General features: G+C 62.0%; 13 protein-coding genes and 7 pseudogenes. 18 read left to right on the plus strand and 2 right to left on the minus strand.

Features of this window, described 5'->3' with window-relative positions:
• Positions 1–47: 47 nt before the first annotated feature.
• From HT737_RS05280 to HT737_RS05360, 17 genes and pseudogenes are all read left to right on the plus strand, one after another.
• Positions 48–721, plus strand: a pseudogene (locus HT737_RS05280) (sugar transferase).
• Positions 721–1,368, plus strand: a complete 648-nt coding sequence (locus tag HT737_RS05285) for a CpsD/CapB family tyrosine-protein kinase (protein WP_041066276.1) — start codon at positions 721–723, stop codon at positions 1,366–1,368. The pseudogene HT737_RS05280 and the gene HT737_RS05285 overlap by 1 nt, the downstream one beginning before the upstream one ends.
• Positions 1,369–1,389: 21 nt before the next feature.
• Complete coding sequence (locus tag HT737_RS05290; protein WP_047293356.1) at positions 1,390–2,415, plus strand: polysaccharide biosynthesis/export family protein; 1,026 nt, start codon at positions 1,390–1,392, stop codon at positions 2,413–2,415.
• A 17-nt stretch (positions 2,416–2,432) separates the two neighbouring features.
• A complete protein-coding gene (locus HT737_RS05295; protein WP_108183136.1) occupies positions 2,433–4,025 on the plus strand; it encodes a Wzz/FepE/Etk N-terminal domain-containing protein in 1,593 nt (530 codons plus the stop codon).
• Complete coding sequence (locus tag HT737_RS05300) at positions 4,022–5,113, plus strand: glycosyltransferase family 4 protein (RefSeq protein ID WP_121186184.1); 1,092 nt, start codon at positions 4,022–4,024, stop codon at positions 5,111–5,113. The genes HT737_RS05295 and HT737_RS05300 overlap by 4 nt, the downstream gene beginning before the upstream one ends.
• Positions 5,110–6,477: an O-antigen ligase gene (locus HT737_RS05305; protein ID WP_182401751.1), complete on the plus strand. Its 1,368-nt coding sequence runs from the start codon at positions 5,110–5,112 to the stop codon at positions 6,475–6,477. Before HT737_RS05300 ends, HT737_RS05305 begins: the two co-directional genes overlap by 4 nt.
• Positions 6,474–7,444 (plus strand): annotated as a pseudogene (locus HT737_RS05310) (glycosyltransferase). Before HT737_RS05305 ends, HT737_RS05310 begins: the two are co-directional and overlap by 4 nt.
• Positions 7,437–8,572: pseudogene (locus tag HT737_RS05315) on the plus strand (glycosyltransferase). Before HT737_RS05310 ends, HT737_RS05315 begins: the two co-directional pseudogenes overlap by 8 nt.
• A 13-nt stretch (positions 8,573–8,585) precedes the next feature.
• A pseudogene (locus tag HT737_RS05320) lies at positions 8,586–9,586 on the plus strand (polysaccharide deacetylase family protein).
• The gene (locus tag HT737_RS05325) at positions 9,583–10,887 is read left to right on the plus strand and encodes a lipopolysaccharide biosynthesis protein (RefSeq protein WP_047293348.1); all 1,305 of its coding nucleotides are present in this window, start codon (positions 9,583–9,585) and stop codon (positions 10,885–10,887) included. Before HT737_RS05320 ends, HT737_RS05325 begins: the two are co-directional and overlap by 4 nt.
• Positions 10,884–12,805: pseudogene (locus HT737_RS05330) on the plus strand (hypothetical protein). The gene HT737_RS05325 and the pseudogene HT737_RS05330 overlap by 4 nt, the downstream one beginning before the upstream one ends.
• Positions 12,806–12,981: 176 nt before the next feature.
• The gene (locus HT737_RS05335) at positions 12,982–13,671 is read left to right on the plus strand and encodes an N-acetyltransferase (RefSeq protein WP_182401754.1); all 690 of its coding nucleotides are present in this window, start codon (positions 12,982–12,984) and stop codon (positions 13,669–13,671) included.
• Positions 13,672–13,675: 4 nt separating this feature from the next.
• The gene (locus tag HT737_RS05340) at positions 13,676–14,851 is read left to right on the plus strand and encodes a GNAT family N-acetyltransferase (protein ID WP_182401756.1); all 1,176 of its coding nucleotides are present in this window, start codon (positions 13,676–13,678) and stop codon (positions 14,849–14,851) included.
• Positions 14,823–15,615 (plus strand): annotated as a pseudogene (locus HT737_RS05345) (ChbG/HpnK family deacetylase). Before HT737_RS05340 ends, HT737_RS05345 begins: the two are co-directional and overlap by 29 nt.
• 55 nt (positions 15,616–15,670) lie before the next feature.
• On the plus strand, positions 15,671–16,363 hold the full coding sequence (locus tag HT737_RS05350; protein ID WP_182401758.1) for a GNAT family N-acetyltransferase: 693 nt from the start codon (positions 15,671–15,673) through the stop codon (positions 16,361–16,363).
• Between the two features lie 175 nt (positions 16,364–16,538).
• Positions 16,539–16,830 (plus strand): annotated as a pseudogene (locus tag HT737_RS05355) (type II toxin-antitoxin system RelE/ParE family toxin).
• A 2-nt stretch (positions 16,831–16,832) separates the two neighbouring features.
• Positions 16,833–17,141 carry an addiction module antidote protein gene (locus HT737_RS05360; RefSeq protein ID WP_182401760.1) on the plus strand — a complete coding sequence of 103 codons (309 nt, stop codon included), beginning with the start codon at positions 16,833–16,835 and terminating at the stop codon, positions 17,139–17,141.
• A gap of 126 nt (positions 17,142–17,267) precedes the next feature.
• Here the strand turns inward: HT737_RS05360 and HT737_RS05365 are convergent, their stop codons facing one another.
• Positions 17,268–18,074 (minus strand): class I SAM-dependent methyltransferase, encoded by an 807-nt coding sequence (locus HT737_RS05365; protein WP_182401762.1) that lies wholly within the window; start codon positions 18,072–18,074, stop codon positions 17,268–17,270.
• A gap of 199 nt (positions 18,075–18,273) precedes the next feature.
• A complete protein-coding gene (locus tag HT737_RS05370; protein WP_007961294.1) occupies positions 18,274–19,161 on the minus strand; it encodes a LysR family transcriptional regulator in 888 nt (295 codons plus the stop codon).
• Positions 19,162–19,458: 297 nt separating this feature from the next.
• On the opposite strand from HT737_RS05370, the gene HT737_RS05375 reads away from it, so the two are divergent.
• The gene (locus HT737_RS05375) at positions 19,459–19,908 is read left to right on the plus strand and encodes a Spy/CpxP family protein refolding chaperone (protein WP_041073072.1); all 450 of its coding nucleotides are present in this window, start codon (positions 19,459–19,461) and stop codon (positions 19,906–19,908) included.
• The last annotated feature ends 31 nt before the right edge of the window (positions 19,909–19,939 follow it).

The raw sequence follows: 19,939 nt of genomic DNA on the forward strand, positions 1-19,939 counted from the left end.
CGATCAACCAGATGCGCCGTGACAAGCGCATGGATCCCGAGCACCGAATGCGCCTCGATTCCGCCATCCACAGGCAGGGCCGTGGCTGGTTGACCGGCCGTGACGGTGGCCGGCCATGGACGCTGTCCCGCACCAACCGGGTATTGGCCTGCGTCGGTGCGCTGGTGCTGCTGGTGGTGTTCTCGCCGCTGCTGCTGGGCCTGGCACTAGCCATCAAATTCACCAGCCCGGGACCGGTGATGTTCGTGCAGAAACGCACCGGTTATCGCGGCCGCACCTTCGGCATGTACAAGTTCCGCACCATGGTCTGCAACGCCGAAGAGCTGAAGGAATCGCTGCGTCACCTCAACAAGCACGGGGTCGACGCCATCGATTTCAAAATCGACAAAGACCCACGCATCACCGGCATTGGCGGTTTCCTGCGGCGCACCAGCTCGATGAACTGCCCAACCTGTTCAACGTGGTGAGCGGTGACATGCGCCTGGTCGGCCCGCGGCCGACTTCGTTCAACGCCTACCGCTACAAGGACAATCACCTCGCGCGCCTGAGCATCTACCCCGGCATGACCGGCCTGTGGCAGATCTCCGGACGCAGCAACATCGACTTCGACCAGCGCGTTGAGTTGGACCTCAGCTACATCGCCGAGCAAAGCCTTTTGCTTGATCTGAAGATCTTGTTGAAAACCCCCTTCAAAGTATTCAGCGGCCACGGAGCAAGCTAATGGACGGTTCAACCAACAAAAGCCTGAGCATTGCCAACCCCAGCGAATCGAACCTGATTTCGACCGTGCTGGATCTGGATCTGCGGATCCTGTTCCTGACCGCCGCCAACCCCGGCGCCGGTACCACCACCAGCGCGTTGGCGCTGGCCAGCCAACTGGCGCAGATGAGCAGCGGCCAAGTGCTGCTGGTCGACGCCAGCCAGTCGGCGGGCAGCCTCACGCAGCAATTGAACCTGGGCAAGGAGCGCGGCCTGCGCGACTTGCTGTTCAACCCGGACAACCCGCCGCTGTTGCAGGATTGCGTGGTGCAGGTTTCCAGCCTGCCGTTCCACGTGCTGCCCAACGGCCGGCCGATCCGCACCCTCGAACACTTGACCGCCGAGCGCCTGAGCCCGCTGCTCGACCGCTTGGGCACGCAGTATCGCTTCGTGGTGATCGACGGTGACGCGGTGTATTCCGCCGCCGACACGCTGGTGCTCGCCACTCAGGTCGATGGCGTGGTGTTCGTGGTGCGCGCCGAAGACACCCGCTGGGAAGTCGCCCAGGCCGCCGTGCAACGCCTGACCCAGGCCGGGGCAAAAGTGGTCGGCAGCGTATTCAACCGGCGCAAGTACTACATGCCCAAGTGGCTCTACAAAAACCTGTAAGCAAACGCGAGGGATGACGCCATGAACGCCAAGATACTGGTTCTGCTGATGCTGCCGCTTGCAGGCTGCTCGAGCAATTCCGAAACCCAGCACATGCCGGTGAACATTCTCACCGCCACCCCGGCCAACGCCCAGGCCACCGACATGCCGAAGATCGAGCAGACCTTGCGCCCGCAAGACGTGCTGGATGTGATCTTCCACATCAGCACCAGCGGCTCGGATGCCTATCGCGTGCAGTCGGGTGACCAGATCGGCCTGAACTTCACCGCTGCCAGCCAGCTCAATGGCAACCAGTTGGTGCTGCCCGACGGCACCATCAACCTGCCCGGCGCCAACACCTCGGTGAAAATCGCCGGCCTGACCGCCGATGAGGCGCGCGATGAAATCCAGCGTGCCTACCAGCGCAAACAGCTGTTCCAGCCCAACCGCAATCAACTGACGGTGCAGGTCATCAGTCCGCTGACCAATGAGCAGAACCTGAAAAGCGCGCTGAATCACCCGGCCACCGGCATGAGCCGCGAGATCACCGTGGGCAACGACGGTTACGCGAGCTTTCCGGAAATCGGCGCCGTGCCGCTGCAAGGCATGACCATCAATCAACTGGAAACCTTCCTCAACCAGAAGTACGCGCAATTGCCGGGGCGGATGAGCGTCGATGTGATGCTCAAGTCCACCGCTGGCAACGAGATCTACGTGCTGGGCGAGGTCGGCCAACCGGGCTCCTACCCGATCCGCCGTCCGGTATCGGTGCTTGAGGCGCTGACCCTGGCGCGCGGCACCAACGTCAAGGCGCGTCTGGACTCGGTGGTGATCATGCGCCGCAACGGCAATCAGGTGCAGGCCGTGCACTACGACGTGGAAAAAGCCCTGTCGGGCGATGCGTCGCAGATCGCCTACCTGCAACCGGACGACATGCTGTTCGTGCCGAAAACCAAACTGGCGAGTGCCGGCGATCTGGCCCGGCAACTGGCCGATGTGGTGCTGTTCCAGGGCGTGGGTTTCAGCTTCGGCTACCGCGTCGACAACAAAGGCAGTAACAACAACTGACTCTCAGGTGACCGATCATGAATCCAAAGGAAAACTACCTGCATGAGTTCTTCAGGATCTTCTTCGCCAACAAGCAGCTGGTGAAACGGGTCTTCCTGATCTTTGCAGTCATCGCGTTGGTACTGCCGCTGGTGCTCAAGCAGAGCTTCGATATCACCGCCCAGGTGATCGTGCAGTCGAAAAAACTTTCCCAGGGTGACGCCACCACGTCACTGACGGTCGATAACGCCACCTTCATTCCGCCGTCGCTGGCGGACATGGAAACCGAAAGCAACATCCTGCGGTCCCCGGCGCTGATCCGCCAGACCATCAGCGAGCTGCGCGACAAGGGCGAGTACAACCCGCCAGTGGGGATGTTTGCCAAACTGGTGAGTGATCCGATCCGGCGCTACGTCTCTTCGCCGCTGCGTGAGTACGTGATCAATCCGCTGCGCAACATGCTCGGGCTGCAAACCGATCCGGTGCGTGACACGGTGCTCGATGGCTTGACGCAAGATGCGATCAACAGCCTGAAGATCGAGACCCTGCCCGGCTCCAACGTGATCTCGATCATCTACAGCTTCCCGGATCCGCATCAGGGCACCACGTTCGTTGCGACCCTGCTGCAGAACTATCTGGTCAGCCGTCAGGCGCTGCAGTCGATCGACCTGCCGCAGTCTTTCTACGAAACCAAGAAGCACCTGTATCAGGTGCGCCTCGATGGACTGGAAGGTAATCGGCAAGCGCTGCTGGAGAGTGTTGCATCGTCCGATCCGAAAGAAGAAATCACCTTCCGCCTGAACGCGATCAATACCGAAGAGCAAGCCCTGAACCTGTATCAGGATCGCCTGTTGCAGAGCCAGCGCTGGCTCGAATACCTGAAAACTGCGCTGACGGCCGCCAGCAGCAACAAGCTCAACGACTACACCTTCCCCTTCACCTTCACCACCACCGTCGATAACGTGGCGTTCGAGGATCGGGAAATCAAACAGTTGGGCGAGCAACTGACCACGCAAGTCAGCCGCTACATGAATGACCTCGCGGTGTTCCAGCCCGGTAGCGAGCCGATGCTGCTGACCCGCGAGCAGATCGCCCGCACCCGCCAGCAGTTCCTCAAAGTGGTGAGCAACCGCATTCAGGAACGCACCAACGACCTGGCCGTGGTGCAACAGGTGATCGATCAGAAAACCGCGCGCATCGCCGAGTTCAAGAACCGCATCCACACCTTGCAACAGACCCAGAGCAAGCTGCGGCAGATGGACACGGAAATCGACGCGCTGCACACGGCGTTCTCGACCTATGCGCAACGCTTTGCCGAAAGCAGCACCGCCGGTTCGCTCAACGATGACCTGTCGAACGCCAAAGTGCTCAGCCCGCCGTTCGAGCCAACCGAGCCGGCGTTCCCCAAACCGCTGCTGATCATCCCGTTCGGGCTGTTCACCGGTCTGCTGCTGGCGATTGCCCTGGTCTATGTGCGTGAGTTCTTCGATCACCGTTTCAAACACCCGGCGCAGATCTCCCACGAACTGGGCCTGCCGGTGTTGCTGGTGATCAACGACGAGAACGTGCTGCCGAGCAATCCGCACAAGAACTGGACCGTGCCAAGCTTCGTGCACTGGGTGCGCAATTGAACACGCTGTCCACCCCGAACGCCGCGCTGCCGATCATTCACTTGCTCAGCAGCGGCGGCTTCTATGGGGCCGAGCGCATGTTGCTCGATCACTGCCTGGCGACACCGGGGCAGCACCAGGTGCTGTTTCTCGATGCACCGCCAGCGTTGATCGCGCGCTTTCGCGAGGCCGGGGTGGACTGTCGTGGTTGTGCCGGGCCGGGCGAGTTGTTGCGCCACCTGCGGGCCCGGCGCAGCGAACGGCCGCTGATCAACACTCACAACTTCAAGGGGCTGTTGTTCGGCTGGGTCGGCGCGACGCTGTTGCGCTTGCCGCTGGTCATCACCCAACACGGCTTCACCCCGCGCAGTCGCAAGCAGAAGTTTTACACCTGGCTGAGTCTGCAGTTGTGCCGCACCGCCTCGGTGGATCGGGTGGTGTGCGTGGCCGAGAGCATCGCGGTATTGCATCGTCAGGCCAGCGTGCAAGCTGAAAAGCTGCAGGTGATCCCCAACGGGTTACCCGCCGCCGCCGCGCGGGTCAGCAACGTTGACCGTCAGCGCTGGCTGGCCGGTTATGTCGGGCGCTTGAGCAGCGAGAAAGGCCCGGACCTGTTTCTCGATGCCCTGATTCCGCTGTGTCACCAGCATCCGCAACTGGACGCGGTGATGCTCGGCGACGGCCCGGAACGTGAGGCGCTGCTGGCGCGGATCGACGCCGCAGGTTTGCAGCAACGAATTCGCCTGCCCGGTTACCAGACCGCCATGCAGCCATGGTGGCAGCAACTGGATGCGCTGGTGATCAGCTCGCGCACCGAAGGTACGCCGATGATTCTGCTCGAAGCGATGCAGAGCGGCGTGCCGGTGGTGGCGTTTGCGGTCGGCGGCATTCCCGATGTACTCGAGCATCGGCACAACGGCTTGCTGGCGACACCCGCCGCCAGCGCCGACCTCGCCCGCCAGCTCGATAACCTGCTGAACGAGCCGAACCTGGCTCGGCAATTGTGTGACAACGCAAAGCGTACGCAACAGGATCGCTACGACCTCAAGGCCCTGGCCGAACGCTGGTCGCAGCTGTACATCCGCACGGCACGGGAGGCACGCGCATGATTTTCCCGCTCTCGATCGTCACGCTGCTCGGTCTGGTGTGCATCGGTTTGCTCGCCAGCCCTTATCCATTTCTCGCACCGGGTGCGGTCATTGGTCTGGTGGGGTTCACGGTGTTGTACCGCAAGCCGACCTGGGGCCTGCTGGGCATTGCCGCGCTGGTGCCGTTTGAAGGTTTCTTCAAGGACAGTGCGCTGTCCGGAAGCAAACTGATCGGCGCCTCGCTGGCGGTGATCCTGATGCTGCAACTGGCCCTGCATCAGATTCCCGGCGAGCGCCTGCGCAGCAATATCTGGCGGTTTCTGCTGTGGTTCCTCGTCCTGTATTTCCTCAGTTTGCTCAACACCGATGATCTTGGTATGTCGCTGGGGCATGTGCGTGAACTGAGCGTCGGGCTGATCCTGTTTGTCATTACCCTGTTGATCGGCCGTGAACTGAACCTGGACCTGTTCGCCCGACTGGTGACCCTGAGCGTCAGTGCCACCTGCGCCATGGCGATGTTCTCGACCAAATTCCAGGATCAAGGCCGCGCCGCCGGGCTGCTGGAGGACCCCAACGCCTTCGCCCTGCTGATCGCCTTCGCCATTCCGCTGGGCCTGCTGCTGGTGATTCGGGGGCCTAACCTGCTGCACCGCTTGTTCTGGGGCGCTTGCTGCCTGCTGCTGCTCGGTGGCATGACCAAGACCGAATCGCGCTCCGGGCTGGTGGTGGTGGCCTTGAGTCTGCTGATCGGTTGCTGGCACTACCGCGCGCAACTGACGCGGATTCGCCCTCGGCACCTGGGCTTCGCCATGCTCGGTGCAGCCATCGTGATCCCGCTGGCAATCTACGCGATGCCCGCCGGCTACGTCGCGCGTATTCAGTCGCTGAGTATTCTCAGCGCCGGCTCCAAGGCACAGGACGAATCCCTCGGCCGCCGCGCCTCGTACATCGTGGTCGGCGGCCAGATGATCCGCGAGAACCCGTTGCTCGGCTCCGGCCCCGGCACCTTCCCGCTGCACTACGCGACCACCGGCTACGCCAAGGCGTTTTCCGCCAACCGCAAGATCGGCGACCTGTACCGCCGTGCGCACAACACCTACCTGGAAATCTTCAGTGAACTGGGGATTCCTGCCGGCCTGCTGTTCGTCGGTATGCTCGGCCTCGGCCTGTACAACCTGATTCGCGCACGCGCCGCGTGGATGCGGCGGCGCGATTGGCAACAGGCAAATCTGATGACCCACCTCGGCGTGAGCTTCCTGTCGCTGACCCTGTTCCTGATGTTCCTCAGCGCGCCGAACCAGAAATACGTGTGGATCATGCTCGCGCTGACCAGCGTCCTGCGCCTCAAAGCCGAACAGGCGCCACTGACCGAGGCCAGACCATGAGCCGGATCAGCATCATCATCCCGATGTTCAACGAGGCGCGGCACATTGGCCGCACGCTGCTGGCCGCGCAAAAAGCCGCACATGCGGCCGATGTCGACTGCGAGTTGATCGTGGTCGACAACGGCTCGAACGACGACGGCCCGCACATCGCCCGTCAATTCGGCGCGCAGGTGCTGGTGCTGCCGGGCCTGTTGATCGGTGCGCTGCGCAATCGCGGTGCCCTGCTGGCAAGCGGCGAGTGGATCGCGTTTATCGATGCCGACGTCGAGATGCCCGAAGACTGGCTCAAGCCCTTGTTCGAGCTGCAAGCCGAAGGTCAGGCCGATGTGTTTCGGTCTGGACCTGCACACCCCCGCTGCCGCGCCCATGGTACGCCGCTGCCTGGCAACGGCGCACGCTGCGCCCGTCCAACCAGAGCTCGCACCCGGTGGACTGGCTACCCAGCTCCAACCTGCTGATGCGCCGGCGCTGGTTCGACAAGGTCGGCGGTTTCGACGAACACCTGCGCACTGGCGAGGACAAGGAATTCACCCTGCGCCTGCGCGACAACGGCGCCGTATTGCTCTCGATCAACAACAACGTCGCCCTGCACTGGGGCTACGAAATGAACTGGCGCGAGTGGATGGGCAAGGAAATGTGGCGCCAGGGCAGTCATCTGCAACTGCTGCGCACCCACGGGTTCAGCCTGCGCCTGCTGCGTTTTCCGTTGCTGTCGATTGCGGTGTGGATCCTCGATTTCCTGGCGATTTCAGCGTTGCTCGACGGCTTCCCGCATCACGCCGCGATCATGGTCGCGTTGACCCTTCTGCCGGGGCTGGTGCTGAGCGTGCGGCAGAGTATCAAACACCGCGACATCGGCCTGACCCTGCAACTCTGGGGCCTGCACTGGGTGCGCCTGCACCTGGCGGGTGCCGCGTTCATTCTCAGTCTGTGTCATTGGAATGCCAGGAGGCCTGCCCGTGGCTGAATTCATTTTCTGGCTATGCCTGCTGCTGCCGGTGTACGCCTACCTCGCTACCCGCTGCTGCTGACTGTGCTGGCGCCGCTGTTCCCGGCCTGGCGCCACAGCCCGGCGCCGCCGCTGAACATCAGCATCGTGATCGCCGCGCACAACGAGGCGCGGCACATCGAGCACAAATTGCGCACGCTGCTGGCGCAGGACTATCAGCCGGCCACGCTGCAGATCATCCTCGCCAGCGACGGCTCGAGCGACGACACCGTGGCCTGTGCGCACAAGGTGGTCGATTCGTGCATCACCGTCCTCGATCTGCCGCGCCAGGGCAAAGCGGCAACGCTGAACGCCGGGGCGGCGCTGGCGACCGGCGATATTCTGGTGTTCACCGATGCCGATAACCAATGGTCGCGGGAAACCCTCGGCTACCTGCTCGCGCCCCTCAGTGACCCGAATGTCGGCGCCTGCGCCGGGCACATGGTGATTCCGGTGACCGGTGGCGGCTTGAGCGTCGGCGACAGTCTGTACCGGCATTACGAGGGCTGGCTGCGCCGGGTGGAGAATCGCACCGGTTGCATGGTCTCGGCCGATGGCGCCCTGCTCGCCCTGCGCCGCGAGCTGTTCCAGAGCGTACCGGCGGAGGTCAATGACGACTTCTTTCTCAGCACCTGCGCGCCGGTCGCCTTCAAGCGCATTGTCTATGTGCCCGAGGCGCAGGTGATCGACCACGGTGTCGACGAAGCGGATAAACAATTCCGCCGCCGTCAACGCGTCACCGTCGGTGGCCTGCAAAGCCTCGCCCAGCGCCGTGAACTGCTCAACCCGTTCAAACATGGCTTGTATTCGATTGCGCTGATCAGCCACAAGCTGATCCGCCGCCTGGCACCGATCCTCCTGTTGCCATTGCTGCTGAGCAATTTCTGGCTGTGGGAGGACCACGGATTCTATCGACTGGCCCTGATCGCCCAACTGTTCGGTTACGCCGTGGCGATTGCCGGACTGCTGGATTCACAACACCGGTTACCCAAACCGTTTCGCCTTGCGGCATTTCTGCTGGTCACGCTGGCAGGCATGAGCATCGGCCTGTGGCAGTTCCTGCGCGGCCAGCGTTACGCCCAGTGGAATCCTGAACAAAACCGTTGAAAGGAGCGAAGCCATGGCGATCAAACAATTAATAAAACGCACCAGTGGCTGGCTTTACCTCAATTCCCCGGTGGGACGTAATCAGCTGCACGGCGCCGGGGTGATCCTGATGTTGCACCGGGTGCTGGCCAACGACCGCGCCGCCGACTTGCCGCACCGCAATGAGCTGTGTGTCGGACCGAAAGCCTTCGAGCACCTGCTGGTGTGGCTGCGCCGACACTTCGATTGCGTACCGCTGATGGACATCCTTGCGCCCACCTCACTGCGCAGCGACCGTCCACGGGTGGCGCTGACGTTCGACGACGGCTGGCGCGACAACGCGGTCAATGCGTTCCCGCTGCTGCAAAAACATCAGGTGCCGGCGAGCATCTTTCTCTCCACCGACTTCATCGGCAGCCGCCAGCGCTTCTGGTGGGAAAGCCTTGGCGAGACCCTGTGGGGCAGCATGGCGAAAAGGCCCGCATGCACTTGATCGAATACCTGCACATGATCCACCACCCACTGCCGGTACTGGTCGATGACATCGATGTCGACCGCCGCAGCCTGTCGCTGCTGCATTACCTGCAAAGCCTCAAAGACCTTGAACCGGCGATGCTCCAACGCCTGACTGACGAATGTCCGCCCGAAGCGCAGCCGCAAGCGCTGGACTGGCATCAGGTGCGGGCGCTGGAAGCCTCGGGACTGGTGCGTTTCGGCCCGCACGGCGCCAGCCACGCGATCCTCACGGAACTGGACGATGTGCGCCTGAGCGAAGAAATCCGCCGCAGCCGCGACGCCTTGAACAACGGCTGCAACCGGCCACTGCCGGTGTATTGCTACCCCAACGGCAACAATGACGACCGTGTGCGCAAGCAGATGGCTGCCCACGATTACCCGTTCGCGCTGGGCACCGGCACCGGCATCTATCGTGGCGAAGGCGATCCACTGAACCTGCCACGTTTCGGCGTCAGCCAACGCACCGCGCGTAATCCCGAGCTGCTGTCGTGGCGCATCTTTCGTGGAAACCGGCCATGAGCCGCAGCCATTACCTCAAGCATCTGGCGCTGAGCATGGGCACCAAACTGGCGATGATCGCCTTGCGTTTGCTGCGCAACGTGCTGCTGGCGCGGATCCTCGGCCCTAGTGAGCGCGGGTTGTTTGCGCTGCTCAGCACCTTGCCCGATCTGATCAGCGCTGCCACCAGTGGCGGGTTGAATTCAGCCGTCGGTTATCAGGCCGCCAAGCAACGGCCGATGGGGTTGCTGCTGAGTCAGGTGCTGGTGTTCGGATGCTTGCTCGCCGGCCTGTTGACCTTGTTGGTGGTGGCGCTGGTGCGTGAGTTCGGCAGTGAACTGGATGTCACCGTGCAGCTCGGTCTGCTGGCCTGGCTGTTACTGCTGGCGGTACCGCTGACCGTGCTGAAAAGCGGTCTGCTGACCCTGCACAACGCCTCCGGTGGCGTGGTCGCGTTCAACGCCTTGCGCCTGACCGAATCGCTGGCGCCGCTGCTGCTGTTTCTCGCGCTGTTCTGGATGTGGAAAAGCGCGGCACTGGAAGCGGCGTTGATCAGTTGGCTGGCCGGAATCAGCCTGGTGGTGCTGGCCGGTTGGGTCTGGCTCAAACGCGCGCAACCGCTGCACCTGCAATGGGATCGCGCCAGCCAGAACGAACTGCTGCGCTACAGTGCGCGCAGCCATCCGGATCTGCTGTTCCAGCAGGTGATTCTGCGCTCGGACTACCTGTTCATCGGCGCTCTGCTCGGCAGCACCGCGCTGGGTCATTATGCGATGGCCAGCGCCGCCGCCGAACTGCTGCTGATCGTCCCGGAAGCGGTGACCACGCCGCTGATGAAACGCCTGCTGCAACAGGACGAAGGCATGGACAAGGTCACCCCGCTGGCCCTGCGCCTGACCGCCACAGTGATGCTCGGCGCGTGCCTGAGCATGGCCGTGATCGGCAACTGGCTGATCGTCACCCTGTTCGGCATCGCTTACCAACCGGCGTATCCGGCGCTGCTCGCCTTGCTGCCGGGGCTGCTCGGGCTGTGCTACGCGAGCATCCTGCGTCTGGACCTGCTGGGGAAAAACCGCCCCGGTACGGTGTCGCTGCTGATGGGCCTCGGCGCCCTGCTCAATCTGGCGCTGAACCTGGTGTTGATTCCGGCCTACGGCATCGTCGGCGCAGCAGCGGCGTCGTCGATTGCCTATCTGGCGGTGACGGTGGCGATGCTGGTGTTGTACTGCCGTTTGAGCGGCGTGGCGTTCTGGCAAACCCTGATCATCCTGCCCAGTGACATCGCGCCGATGTGGCAGATGCTGCACCGGAAGGCCGCATGAACCGCCTGGTCCTGCTGCTCGGTCTCGGCCTGTCGCTGGACGCCTTTGCCGCGTCGATGCGCTGGGGGCGAAAATCCGCGACGGCAGCCTGTATCTGCAAGCCGACCGCCCGGACAGCGTGACCGTGCGCTGGACTCCGGCGTGGCAGGCCGACGCCAACGAAGAGCATCTGTACCTGCTCGACGGCCAGGGCAAACTGCAGGGCGAACGCTTGATCAAGGCCAGCGAAACCCGCGGCACCCAGAGCTGGCCGTTGCTGCCCGGCGCTGCCAGTTATCGCCTGGAAATCCCTGGCTACAGCTTCCGCAATTATCGGGTCGAACACGATGAGCACACGGTGGCGCTGTTCGAGCCGGCCAAGGTGCATTTCAGCGCGCAGACACAGAACGGCGACGAGTTGTATTTCAAGGTGGCGCCAGGGGAACACGCGGTGCTGGCCGGCAAGTTTCATGGCGGGGTCAACGCGCTGCAGGCGCAACGCGTGGGCGATGATCAGCCACTGACGCTGGCGCTCAAACCCTATCGCGCCTACTGGCAGTTCGATCAACTGGCGTTGCCGGTCAGCGAACGCGAACAGGTCTGGCGTCTGCGCCTGCAAGGCAGCGGCAAAGCGGCGTTCTGGCTCGACGGCACGGCCAATCGGTTTGCGCAGACGCCGCAGCAACTCAAACCTGTGCGCGAAGAGACCGGCCAGATCCACCTGACCCTGCACGACAAAATCCTCGGACGCACGCCGGATCTGGGCATCGCCCTGCCCTACGTGATGCCGCCCGCCAGTAGCCATGCGGTGCTGGATGCGTTGAAAGCGACCGCCGCCAGTTACTACAGCTTTGTCGATGTCACGGCGAAGAACCCGCACTTCGAAGACGCGTTTCGCAAGGTTTATCAGGAGCGCTTCGGCATCCGTCAGGACATTACCCTGCTCGCCGGCAGCCAGCGTCAGGCCGATTTGCGCGCCGATGTGCAAAGCAATGGCGGGCTCGACGCGTGGCTGGCCAGCACCCGCGCCTTGGGCGGCAAAGGCACGCACTACATCGGTTTTGCCGATGAGCCGAACCTCAACTATTCGAGCTTCGAGCAATACCGGGCGATTTTCGCCAGCATGGCCAGGCAAGTACGCAGCGATCCAGCGAATGCCAGGGCCGGCGTGCGCATCGCCATGCCGGCCAGTTCGCGGCTGGTCAACGGGCCGTTCGCCGATAACGCGGCAGACAAGCGTGGCATTGACTGGGCGCGGCGCTTGCTCGGTGAATCCGCCGGGCAGATCGACGCGCTGGCGTGGCACGAATGGATGATCCGCGATCTGCTCGCCACCCGGGTCTACCGCGACAGCGTGCGCCGCGCTGCCGAACTGGTTGGCCTCGACGCTCGCGGCCAACCGCGCAAGGCTTTGCTGCTGGATCAGACCAACCTGTCCAGCGGCTCCAGCCTCAGCCCCTACGATCAGGAAACCCGCTACGCCGCGCTGTGGTGGACCTCGGTGGTGATCAACGCCTCGCAGGACGGTTTGCTGAGCATGCTCAACTGGTTTCAGGCCGCCGATGAACCGGAATACCCCAAAGGGATGATCCGGGTCTTGGGCGCTGAGCGTTTTGAGCTGAAACCGGTGGGGCTGGCCCAGCAGTTCATCGCGCAGCACTGGCTGCATCAGGTGCTGTGGCTGGAGAACGACGGCTTTGAAGTCGATGTGCTGGCGATGGCCGGCGACGACCAGCGTGGCCTGCTCGGTGTGAACAAGGGCACGCGTTTGCAGCGGGTCGACCTGAGTGGTGCCAAGTGCCCACTCAACAACGGTGCGTTGCGTTACTTCGGCGCAGACAACCGCAGCCGCGACGCGCCGCTTGCCTGCCGCGACGGACGCGTCAGCTTCGAAGTGCCAGGGGAAACCCTGTTCGCCCTGAGCTGGAGCGCGTCATGAACCCGAATTTCAGACAATGCATGGCGAAAACAAAATTGTGGCGAGGGAGCTTGCTCCCGCCGGGCTGCGAAGCAGCCCCAATACTTGCGACCCCATTGGCGACTGCTGCGCAGCCGAGCGGGAGCAAGCTCCCTCGCCACAGTCGTTCGCCCTGCGATATCGCCGGAGTATAGAACATGGGTACCGTCAGCAAACTCAGCCAGCACATCAAACAAAAAGGCCTGCGCGCCACTCTCGCCAAGGCGTGGAAGCACTACGTGTTTTTCCATCAGGAACTGCTGTGGATGGAGCGCGATCTGGTCAGTCCGGTGCCACCGCACAGCCTCAAACCGTACCCGCCGCTGCGGGTAGTAAAAATCACCGCCGACAACGCCAGCGCCTTTGCCCGCTACTTCGGCGACCGCGTCGGGACCATGGCCGAGCTGGCCAACGAAGGGCATACCGGGCACATGCACCTGGACGATCAGGGCGATGCCGTGGCGTTCATCTGGGGCAGCGCACGGGACTACTTCGACCGGCATTACTACGGCTGCCTGTTCCCGGTGAAACCCGGGGAATTCTTCGAGTTCGGCGGCGAACTGACCCGCGCCTACTGGGGCAGCGAACTGTCGGTAGACCTGCAACTGCAACTGTGGAAAGCCATGGCGGCCCAAGGCTGCGACAAGGTGGTGGACGTCTGCGAATTCCACAACATCCCGGCGCTGAAACTGCATTTGCGCATGGGGTACACCGAGCAAGGCCGGATCATGAACGTCTACACCCTGTTCGGTCGCTGGCGCTTCTACCGCGAAACCCGCTACAGCGGCTCGCGGCTGGATGCGCTGCGCAAACCGTCCCGTCCACCTGTCACAGCAACGGCGGCCTGAGTCTATGGCGCGATTCGAATGGCGCACTTCGTTGTGCGCACCCGACTTTCCGGCGGCGGCCTATGAAGCGCTGCGCCTGCGGGTGACGGATCACACGCCGTTCAACAGCCTCGACTGGCTGTGTGCGGCAGAGCAGGCGCTCGACGCGCATGAGCGGCTGCATGTATTGCTGGGTTGGGAAGCAGACGAATTGCGCCTGTGCCTGCCACTGGTGGCGAGCCGTGAAAGGTTTTTCGGATTGCCATTTCGTGTAGTGCATCACCTGGGTTATCCGCTGACCGATCGCCTGGCGTTGCTATCACTGCTGGGCGCCGAAGACATGCGCCAGGTCCTGCGGCTGATTCGCCAGCGAGTGCCCCACGCCCTTTTGCAATTTAACGAAATCTCCGAGCCGGTCGGCGACGAAAGCGTGCTCACCGAATGGATGGCCCACAGCTCCACCGGCGAACGTCGCTTGAGTTGCCGGGTGCCGGTGCACCTGATCAGCGAGGCTGACCGCCAGGAAGTCTCGGGCGACCCGCGCTACAAGCTGCGCCGGGCACGCAAACGGATTGCCGCGTGCGGCGCCGAGGTGCGGCGGATCATTCCCGACGCGACCAGCATGGGCCCATTGTTGCAGGCCATCAGCGAAGTCGAAGCGGTCAGCTGGAAAGGCGACGAAGGCGTCGGGATCTTTGCCAGCGAACGCAGCCGCCGCTGCATGGAAACCGCCTTCACCGCCCTCGCCGCTTCGGATCGGGTGCGCGTGGTGATGCTGGAACTGGACGGACGTTGCATCAGCTATCGGCTCGGCCTGTTCGAACAGGGCCGACTCTACGATTACAACCTCGCGTTCCTGCCGCAATACGCCGATCTGGGCAGCGGCCGGGTGTTGCTGGAGGAATGGATTCGCTGGGGGCTGGATGAGCACTGGCGCTGGATCGATGCCTCGCGGGTCAGCCTGGAAAACTCCAGCCACCAGTTACACGAGCGCATGACCGGGCAACTGGAACACTGGCGCTGGAGTTTCTATTCCTGGCGCCCCAGCGGGATATTGCTGGGGCTGGGGTTGCGCCTCTGGCATCGCTTGAAACCAACGGTGCAGCAATGGCGCGTGCGACGTGCGGCCAGACCGGCACCGACACCTGTCGTCATCACCACGGAGGGCGATCATGCCTCGCCAAGTCATAGTCAACGCTGACGATTTCGGTTTGAGCCCGAACGAAAACGCGACGATCTTCGCCGCGTTTCAGGCTGGGGTCATCAGCTCGGCCACGGCCATGGCCAACATGCCGGCGTTTGAGGCGGCCTGTGCGATGGCCAGGCATGCATCGCTGCAAGGTCGGGTCGGATTGCACTTCAATCTGACTTACGGCCGGCCGCTGAGTGCTTCGATTCTGCGCAGCCGAACCTTTTGCGATGGCCACGGCGTGTTCGATCTGAGCCTGCCACGCCATAGCCTGTGGCTGAGTCGCGAAGATCGCGACGCAGTACGAGAAGAGTTGCAGGCGCAGTGGCAGCGTTGTGTCGAGCATGGCGTACGGCCAAGCCACATCGATTCGCACCAACACGTGCACAACATCTGGCCGATTGGTGAAATCGTCGCGCGGTTTGCCGCTCAGCAAGGCGTGCCGATTCGTTTGGCGCGCAATCTGGGGCAGAACCTCAGTCTGCCGAAACGCGTGTTCAAAGGTTTGCTCAATTGGCGCTTGCAGAGCCTGGCCGGCGCGACGGCGGACTACGTATGCACGCCAGTGGACCTGCGCAACGCCCCCGCACCGAGCGACGGCGTGCTGGAAATCGTCGCCCACCCCAATCAGCTCGACAGCGATTTCGGCGATGCCTATCTCAACCCCGGAGAATCCCTGAACCGCGTGCTGGAGCAGCGGCTGACGGGGGGTGCCGCGGGTGTCCTATGCCGATTTGAACAAAGATTTTTTACGGGGTGCCGCGGCACTCGATTGATTCATCCTCACAACAGCAACATCCACCACACCGGGCCTCGGCCACGGAGGGCAACATGAGTGTTATCGAAAAGCTGCGCGAACGCATCCGTCAAAAAGGCCTCGGCCGTCTCTTCGCCACCCTGTGGAAACGCTACGTGTTCTTCCACTGGGAGTTGCTGTGGATGGAGCGCGATCTGGTCTCCCCGGTGCCGCCGCACACGCTGCGCCCCTACGAAGGCCTGCGCAAAGTCGATATCACCCCGCTGAACACCGGGGCGTTCGCCAAACACTTCGGCGATCGCGTCGACACCATGGCCGAACTCGCCGCCGAGGGTCACACCGGACACATGTACCTCGATGCCGACGGCCACGCGGTGGCCTTCATCTGGGGCAGCATTCGCGACTACCACGACCGCCACTATTACGGCTGCTGGTTCCCGGTGAAACCTGGCGAGTTCTTCGAATTCGGCGGCGAAATGGCTCGGCCGTATTTCGGCACCAGCCTGTCGGTGGACGTACAAGTCGCCCTCTGGGAAGCCATGGCGGCTCAAGGCTGCGACAAAGTCGTCGACGTCTGCGAAACCCACAACATCCCGGCGCTGAAGCTGCACATCCGCATGGGCTACCACGAACAGGGCCGCGTCACCCACGTCTACGGCCTGTTCGGCCGCTGGCGCTTCTACCGCGAAAGCCGCTATCAAGGCTCACGCCTGGACCCCCTGCGCAAACCTGGGCGGCCGGTGGTGAGTGCGGCGGCGCAGGCGTGATTCGGTCGTAAGACATGGCGGCCATTTGGCCGCCATCGCGAGCAGGCTCGCTCCTACAGAGGCTTTCGTTCCTACAAATAATGGGATCACTGCCTACGACCTCTATTGGCGCATCCGGCGTCGCTTAGAGATCCAACCGATAGATTGACCGTATCCAATTGGATACAGTCGAGCAATGACTTATCTTATCCAGCAAACAGCGGTTTTCAGGGCTTGGCATGCCTCTGTTCGAGACCTGCGAGCCAGAATTGCAATTACCCGTCATTGATCGTGCTGCGACGGGCAATTTGGGTGACGCCAAATCCGTTGGCGATGGCGTATCGGAACTGCGAGTGGATGTTGGCGCTGGTTATCGGGTCTATTTCACAAAGCGTAACGGTGCAATCATCGTACTGCTGGCAGGAGGTGATAAATCCACTCAAGTGCAGACATACAACGCGCAAAAAAAAATGGCAAAGGAGGTTTAATCATGAGCCAGACTTTGACAACGTTCGACATGGTGGCACTGCTGGATAGCGACGAAGCCATAAGCGAGTACCTCTCACAAGTACTTGCAGACGGCGATAATGAAGAGTTCCTCCGAGCAATCGGCTATGTAGTCAAAGCACGCGGAATGACTCAAATCGCCAAGGACTCTGGCATGGGTCGGGAAAGTCTGTACAAGGCCTTTGCGCCCGGAGCAAAACCTCGATTTGAGACGGTGCTAAAAGTCATTCATGCCCTTGGCATTGATCTTTGTGCTCAACCGGGGCATGCAATCAATCAGTCTGTTTCCTGAAGAATTTACGGTGGTTTGACTGCCGCCATCGCTGGCAAGCCAGCTCCCACAGGATGTTGTGTAGACCCGAAGACCTGTGGGAGTCTGGCTTGCCAGCGATGAGGCCGGTTGGAGCGATGGAAAGCTTCAGGCCTTGCTGGCGACCAAGGTGAAGCACAGCGGCATCTGCGCTGGCCGATTCAGGTACTGGTCATACACCTCCTCCCGATTCGAATGCGCATATTCCCTGAAGTGTGCGATGTTCAGGCCGGCCGCGATGGCGCCGCTGAAGATCGCGCCGAGGGTGTGCACGAACCAGTAGGACTTGGCCGCCTGCTGCTCGACCTTGCCGACGTAGACAATCGGTTCTTCCTGCACGAATGGCTCGGCGCGGAAGTAGGAGCTGGCGAGGCGGTGCGGGTCTTCGGCGTCGGGGTCGACCATTTCCAGAAACGGATGGGTTTCATAGATCACCAGTTTGCCGCCCGGTTTCAGGGTTAACGCCACGTGGCGAAAGAACTCGCCGATGTCGGGCATCCAGTTCAGCACGCCGATGGTGATCAGCGCCACGTCGAAGCGGCTGTGCAGCGCAGCCGGCAGGTGATGGATATCGCTTTCGATGAATTCAGCGTTGTACGGCGAGCGCTGGTTCAATTCGCGAGCCTGTTCGAGAAACGCCTCCGATTGATCGACGCCGACCACACTGCGTGCACCGAGAGCAAACAGCGACAGGCTTTCGCGACCGTTGTTGCAACCGAGTTGAATCAACTCTTTACCGTCCACGCCGACCTGTTCCAGCAGACCGCGCAAGGTATCGTCGAGGCAGGAAAAATCTGCCTGCGAAACGTCGTTCAACAGCGCTCGCCATTCCGCCGATTCACGATGATGGCGAGCGGAATCGTTCCACGCCTGTCGATTGCTGTCGATGGCGGTTTTATTGTTGGGCACTTCCATGGCGCACTCCGGACGATGCTCGTGATTGAGCGGCCCCGAGTCTAGAACAGCCCAATCAATACGGTTGTTGCGACTTTGTAAGCCGCACCGCCGATCCACTGTGGGAGCTGGCTTGCCAGCGATTGTGGCGGTTCAGCCAAATCATCATCGACTGAAACACCGCTATTGCGAGCAGGCTCACTCCTGTAGTTCGGAACGCTTACATCTGATTCAGGCGCTCGCGCAAAAACTCGACCAACGCCTGCACCGGTCGCGACGCCTGGCGATGTTGCGGATACACCGCCGACAGGGTCAGCGGTTCGGGCCTGTAGTCGTCGAGTACCGGCACCAGTCGCCCGTCCTTCAGCGCCGCGCCGACGATGAACGTCGGCAGATAGGTAATCCCCATTCCCTGCACCGCTGCATCCCTCAGCAGCTCGCCGTTGTTCACCCGCATGCGCCCGGTGACGTTGACCAGCAGCGGCTTGCCCTGCCCCGCGTTGAAGCGCCATTGCACCGAACGACCATGGCCGTACGGCAGGCAGTCGTGGCTGTGCAGGTCTTCGGGGTTGAGCGGTGTGCCACGTTCGGCCAGATACGCGGGGCTGGCGCAGTACACCCGTTCGATGGCGGCGATACGCCGGGCGATCAGCGTCGAGTCTTCCAGCACACCGATGCGCAACGCCAGGTCATAACCTTCGCCGAGCAGGTCCACCGGGCGATCACTCAAATCCACTTCCACGGTGACATCGCGATAGCGCTGCAAAAACAGCGGCAACAGACAACCCAGATGCGCCACGGCAAACGACAGCGGCGCACTGACGCGAATCGTCCCGCGCGGCTCGGCGGTCTGCCCGGCGATGCCCTGTTCGACCTGCTCCACTTCGCCGAGCAGGCGCAGCGCCGACTCGTAGTAGCTCTGACCCAGTGGCGTGACGTCGAGGCGTCGGGTGGAACGGTTCAACAAGCGCACACCGAGGCGCTCCTCGAGCTGCATCAAGCGGCGGCTGACGAACTGCTTGGACAGACCCAACTGATCGGCTGCAGCGGTGAAGCTGCCGGAGTCCATGACCTGGCAAAAAATACGCATGTCTTCGAACGGGTTCATTGTCACTCTCTGGTGGACAGTTAAACGCTTTATAGCCGCTTTTTCACATTTCGACAGCTCATTAATCTATGTTCACGGTGTTGAAAACAACCCCAAACCTGTAAGAGCTGCCGAAGGCTGCGATGCTTTTAAAGATCAAAAGATCGCAGCGTGCCGCAGCTCCTACAGGGGATATGTGTAAGGCTGGAGACAAAGCGTCTTTACCCAAGCTTTACGCAGCGCTGACCGCCGCTGACCTTGATCTCCGTAATCTGTACTCATCCGGAACGTACCGGGAACGAGACAAGGAGATACACCATGCGCAAGACTCTTATCGCTCTGATGTTCGCTGCCGCTCTGCCAACCGTCGCCATGGCCATGCCACAGGATGGTGGCCCGATGGGTGGCCCACTCGACGGCCCACGCCACGGCGGTCAGATGCACGGCGAACACGGCAAAGGCCCGTACAGCCAACTCGACCTGACCCGCGAACAGCGCGATCAGATCCGCAAGATCATGGGCGAGCAGATGCACGAACGTCGCCAGGTGGTCGAGAAGTACCTGGAAAAACTCTCGCCGGCTGACCAGAAAGCCATGAAAGACGAGATGGCGGCCAACCACAAGAAAGCCGAAGCTGACGTACGCAACCTGCTGAAACCGGATCAACAGAAGAAATTCGACGAGATCCAGAAGAAACAGGCTGAACGCCGCGCCGAATGGGCCGAGTTCAAAGCGTGGAAAGCGCAACAGCCGCAAAAGGCGCAATAATGTTCTGATCACAGGCCCGACGGCTGATACC

The organism is Pseudomonas sp. MD195_PC81_125, from assembly GCF_014060985.1.
Classification (GTDB): domain Bacteria; phylum Pseudomonadota; class Gammaproteobacteria; order Pseudomonadales; family Pseudomonadaceae; genus Aquipseudomonas; species Aquipseudomonas parakoreensis.

What these genes read in the sequence shown, in the direction of transcription:
- HT737_RS05360 (WP_182401760.1), top strand. Translation starts at nt 16,833, where the DNA reads ATGAGCCAGACTTTGACAACGTTCGACATGGTGGCACTGCTGGATAGC.
- HT737_RS05335 (WP_182401754.1), top strand. Translation starts at nt 12,982, where the DNA reads ATGGGTACCGTCAGCAAACTCAGCCAGCACATCAAACAAAAAGGCCTG.
- HT737_RS05375 (WP_041073072.1), top strand. Translation starts at nt 19,459, where the DNA reads ATGCGCAAGACTCTTATCGCTCTGATGTTCGCTGCCGCTCTGCCAACC.
- HT737_RS05325 (WP_047293348.1), top strand. Translation starts at nt 9,583, where the DNA reads ATGAGCCGCAGCCATTACCTCAAGCATCTGGCGCTGAGCATGGGCACC.
- HT737_RS05290 (WP_047293356.1), top strand. Translation starts at nt 1,390, where the DNA reads ATGAACGCCAAGATACTGGTTCTGCTGATGCTGCCGCTTGCAGGCTGC.
- HT737_RS05295 (WP_108183136.1), top strand. Translation starts at nt 2,433, where the DNA reads ATGAATCCAAAGGAAAACTACCTGCATGAGTTCTTCAGGATCTTCTTC.
- HT737_RS05340 (WP_182401756.1), top strand. Translation starts at nt 13,676, where the DNA reads ATGGCGCGATTCGAATGGCGCACTTCGTTGTGCGCACCCGACTTTCCG.
- HT737_RS05285 (WP_041066276.1), top strand. Translation starts at nt 721, where the DNA reads ATGGACGGTTCAACCAACAAAAGCCTGAGCATTGCCAACCCCAGCGAA.
- HT737_RS05365 (WP_182401762.1), bottom strand. Translation starts at nt 18,074, where the DNA reads ATGGAAGTGCCCAACAATAAAACCGCCATCGACAGCAATCGACAGGCG.
- HT737_RS05370 (WP_007961294.1), bottom strand. Translation starts at nt 19,161, where the DNA reads ATGAACCCGTTCGAAGACATGCGTATTTTTTGCCAGGTCATGGACTCC.
- HT737_RS05350 (WP_182401758.1), top strand. Translation starts at nt 15,671, where the DNA reads ATGAGTGTTATCGAAAAGCTGCGCGAACGCATCCGTCAAAAAGGCCTC.
- HT737_RS05305 (WP_182401751.1), top strand. Translation starts at nt 5,110, where the DNA reads ATGATTTTCCCGCTCTCGATCGTCACGCTGCTCGGTCTGGTGTGCATC.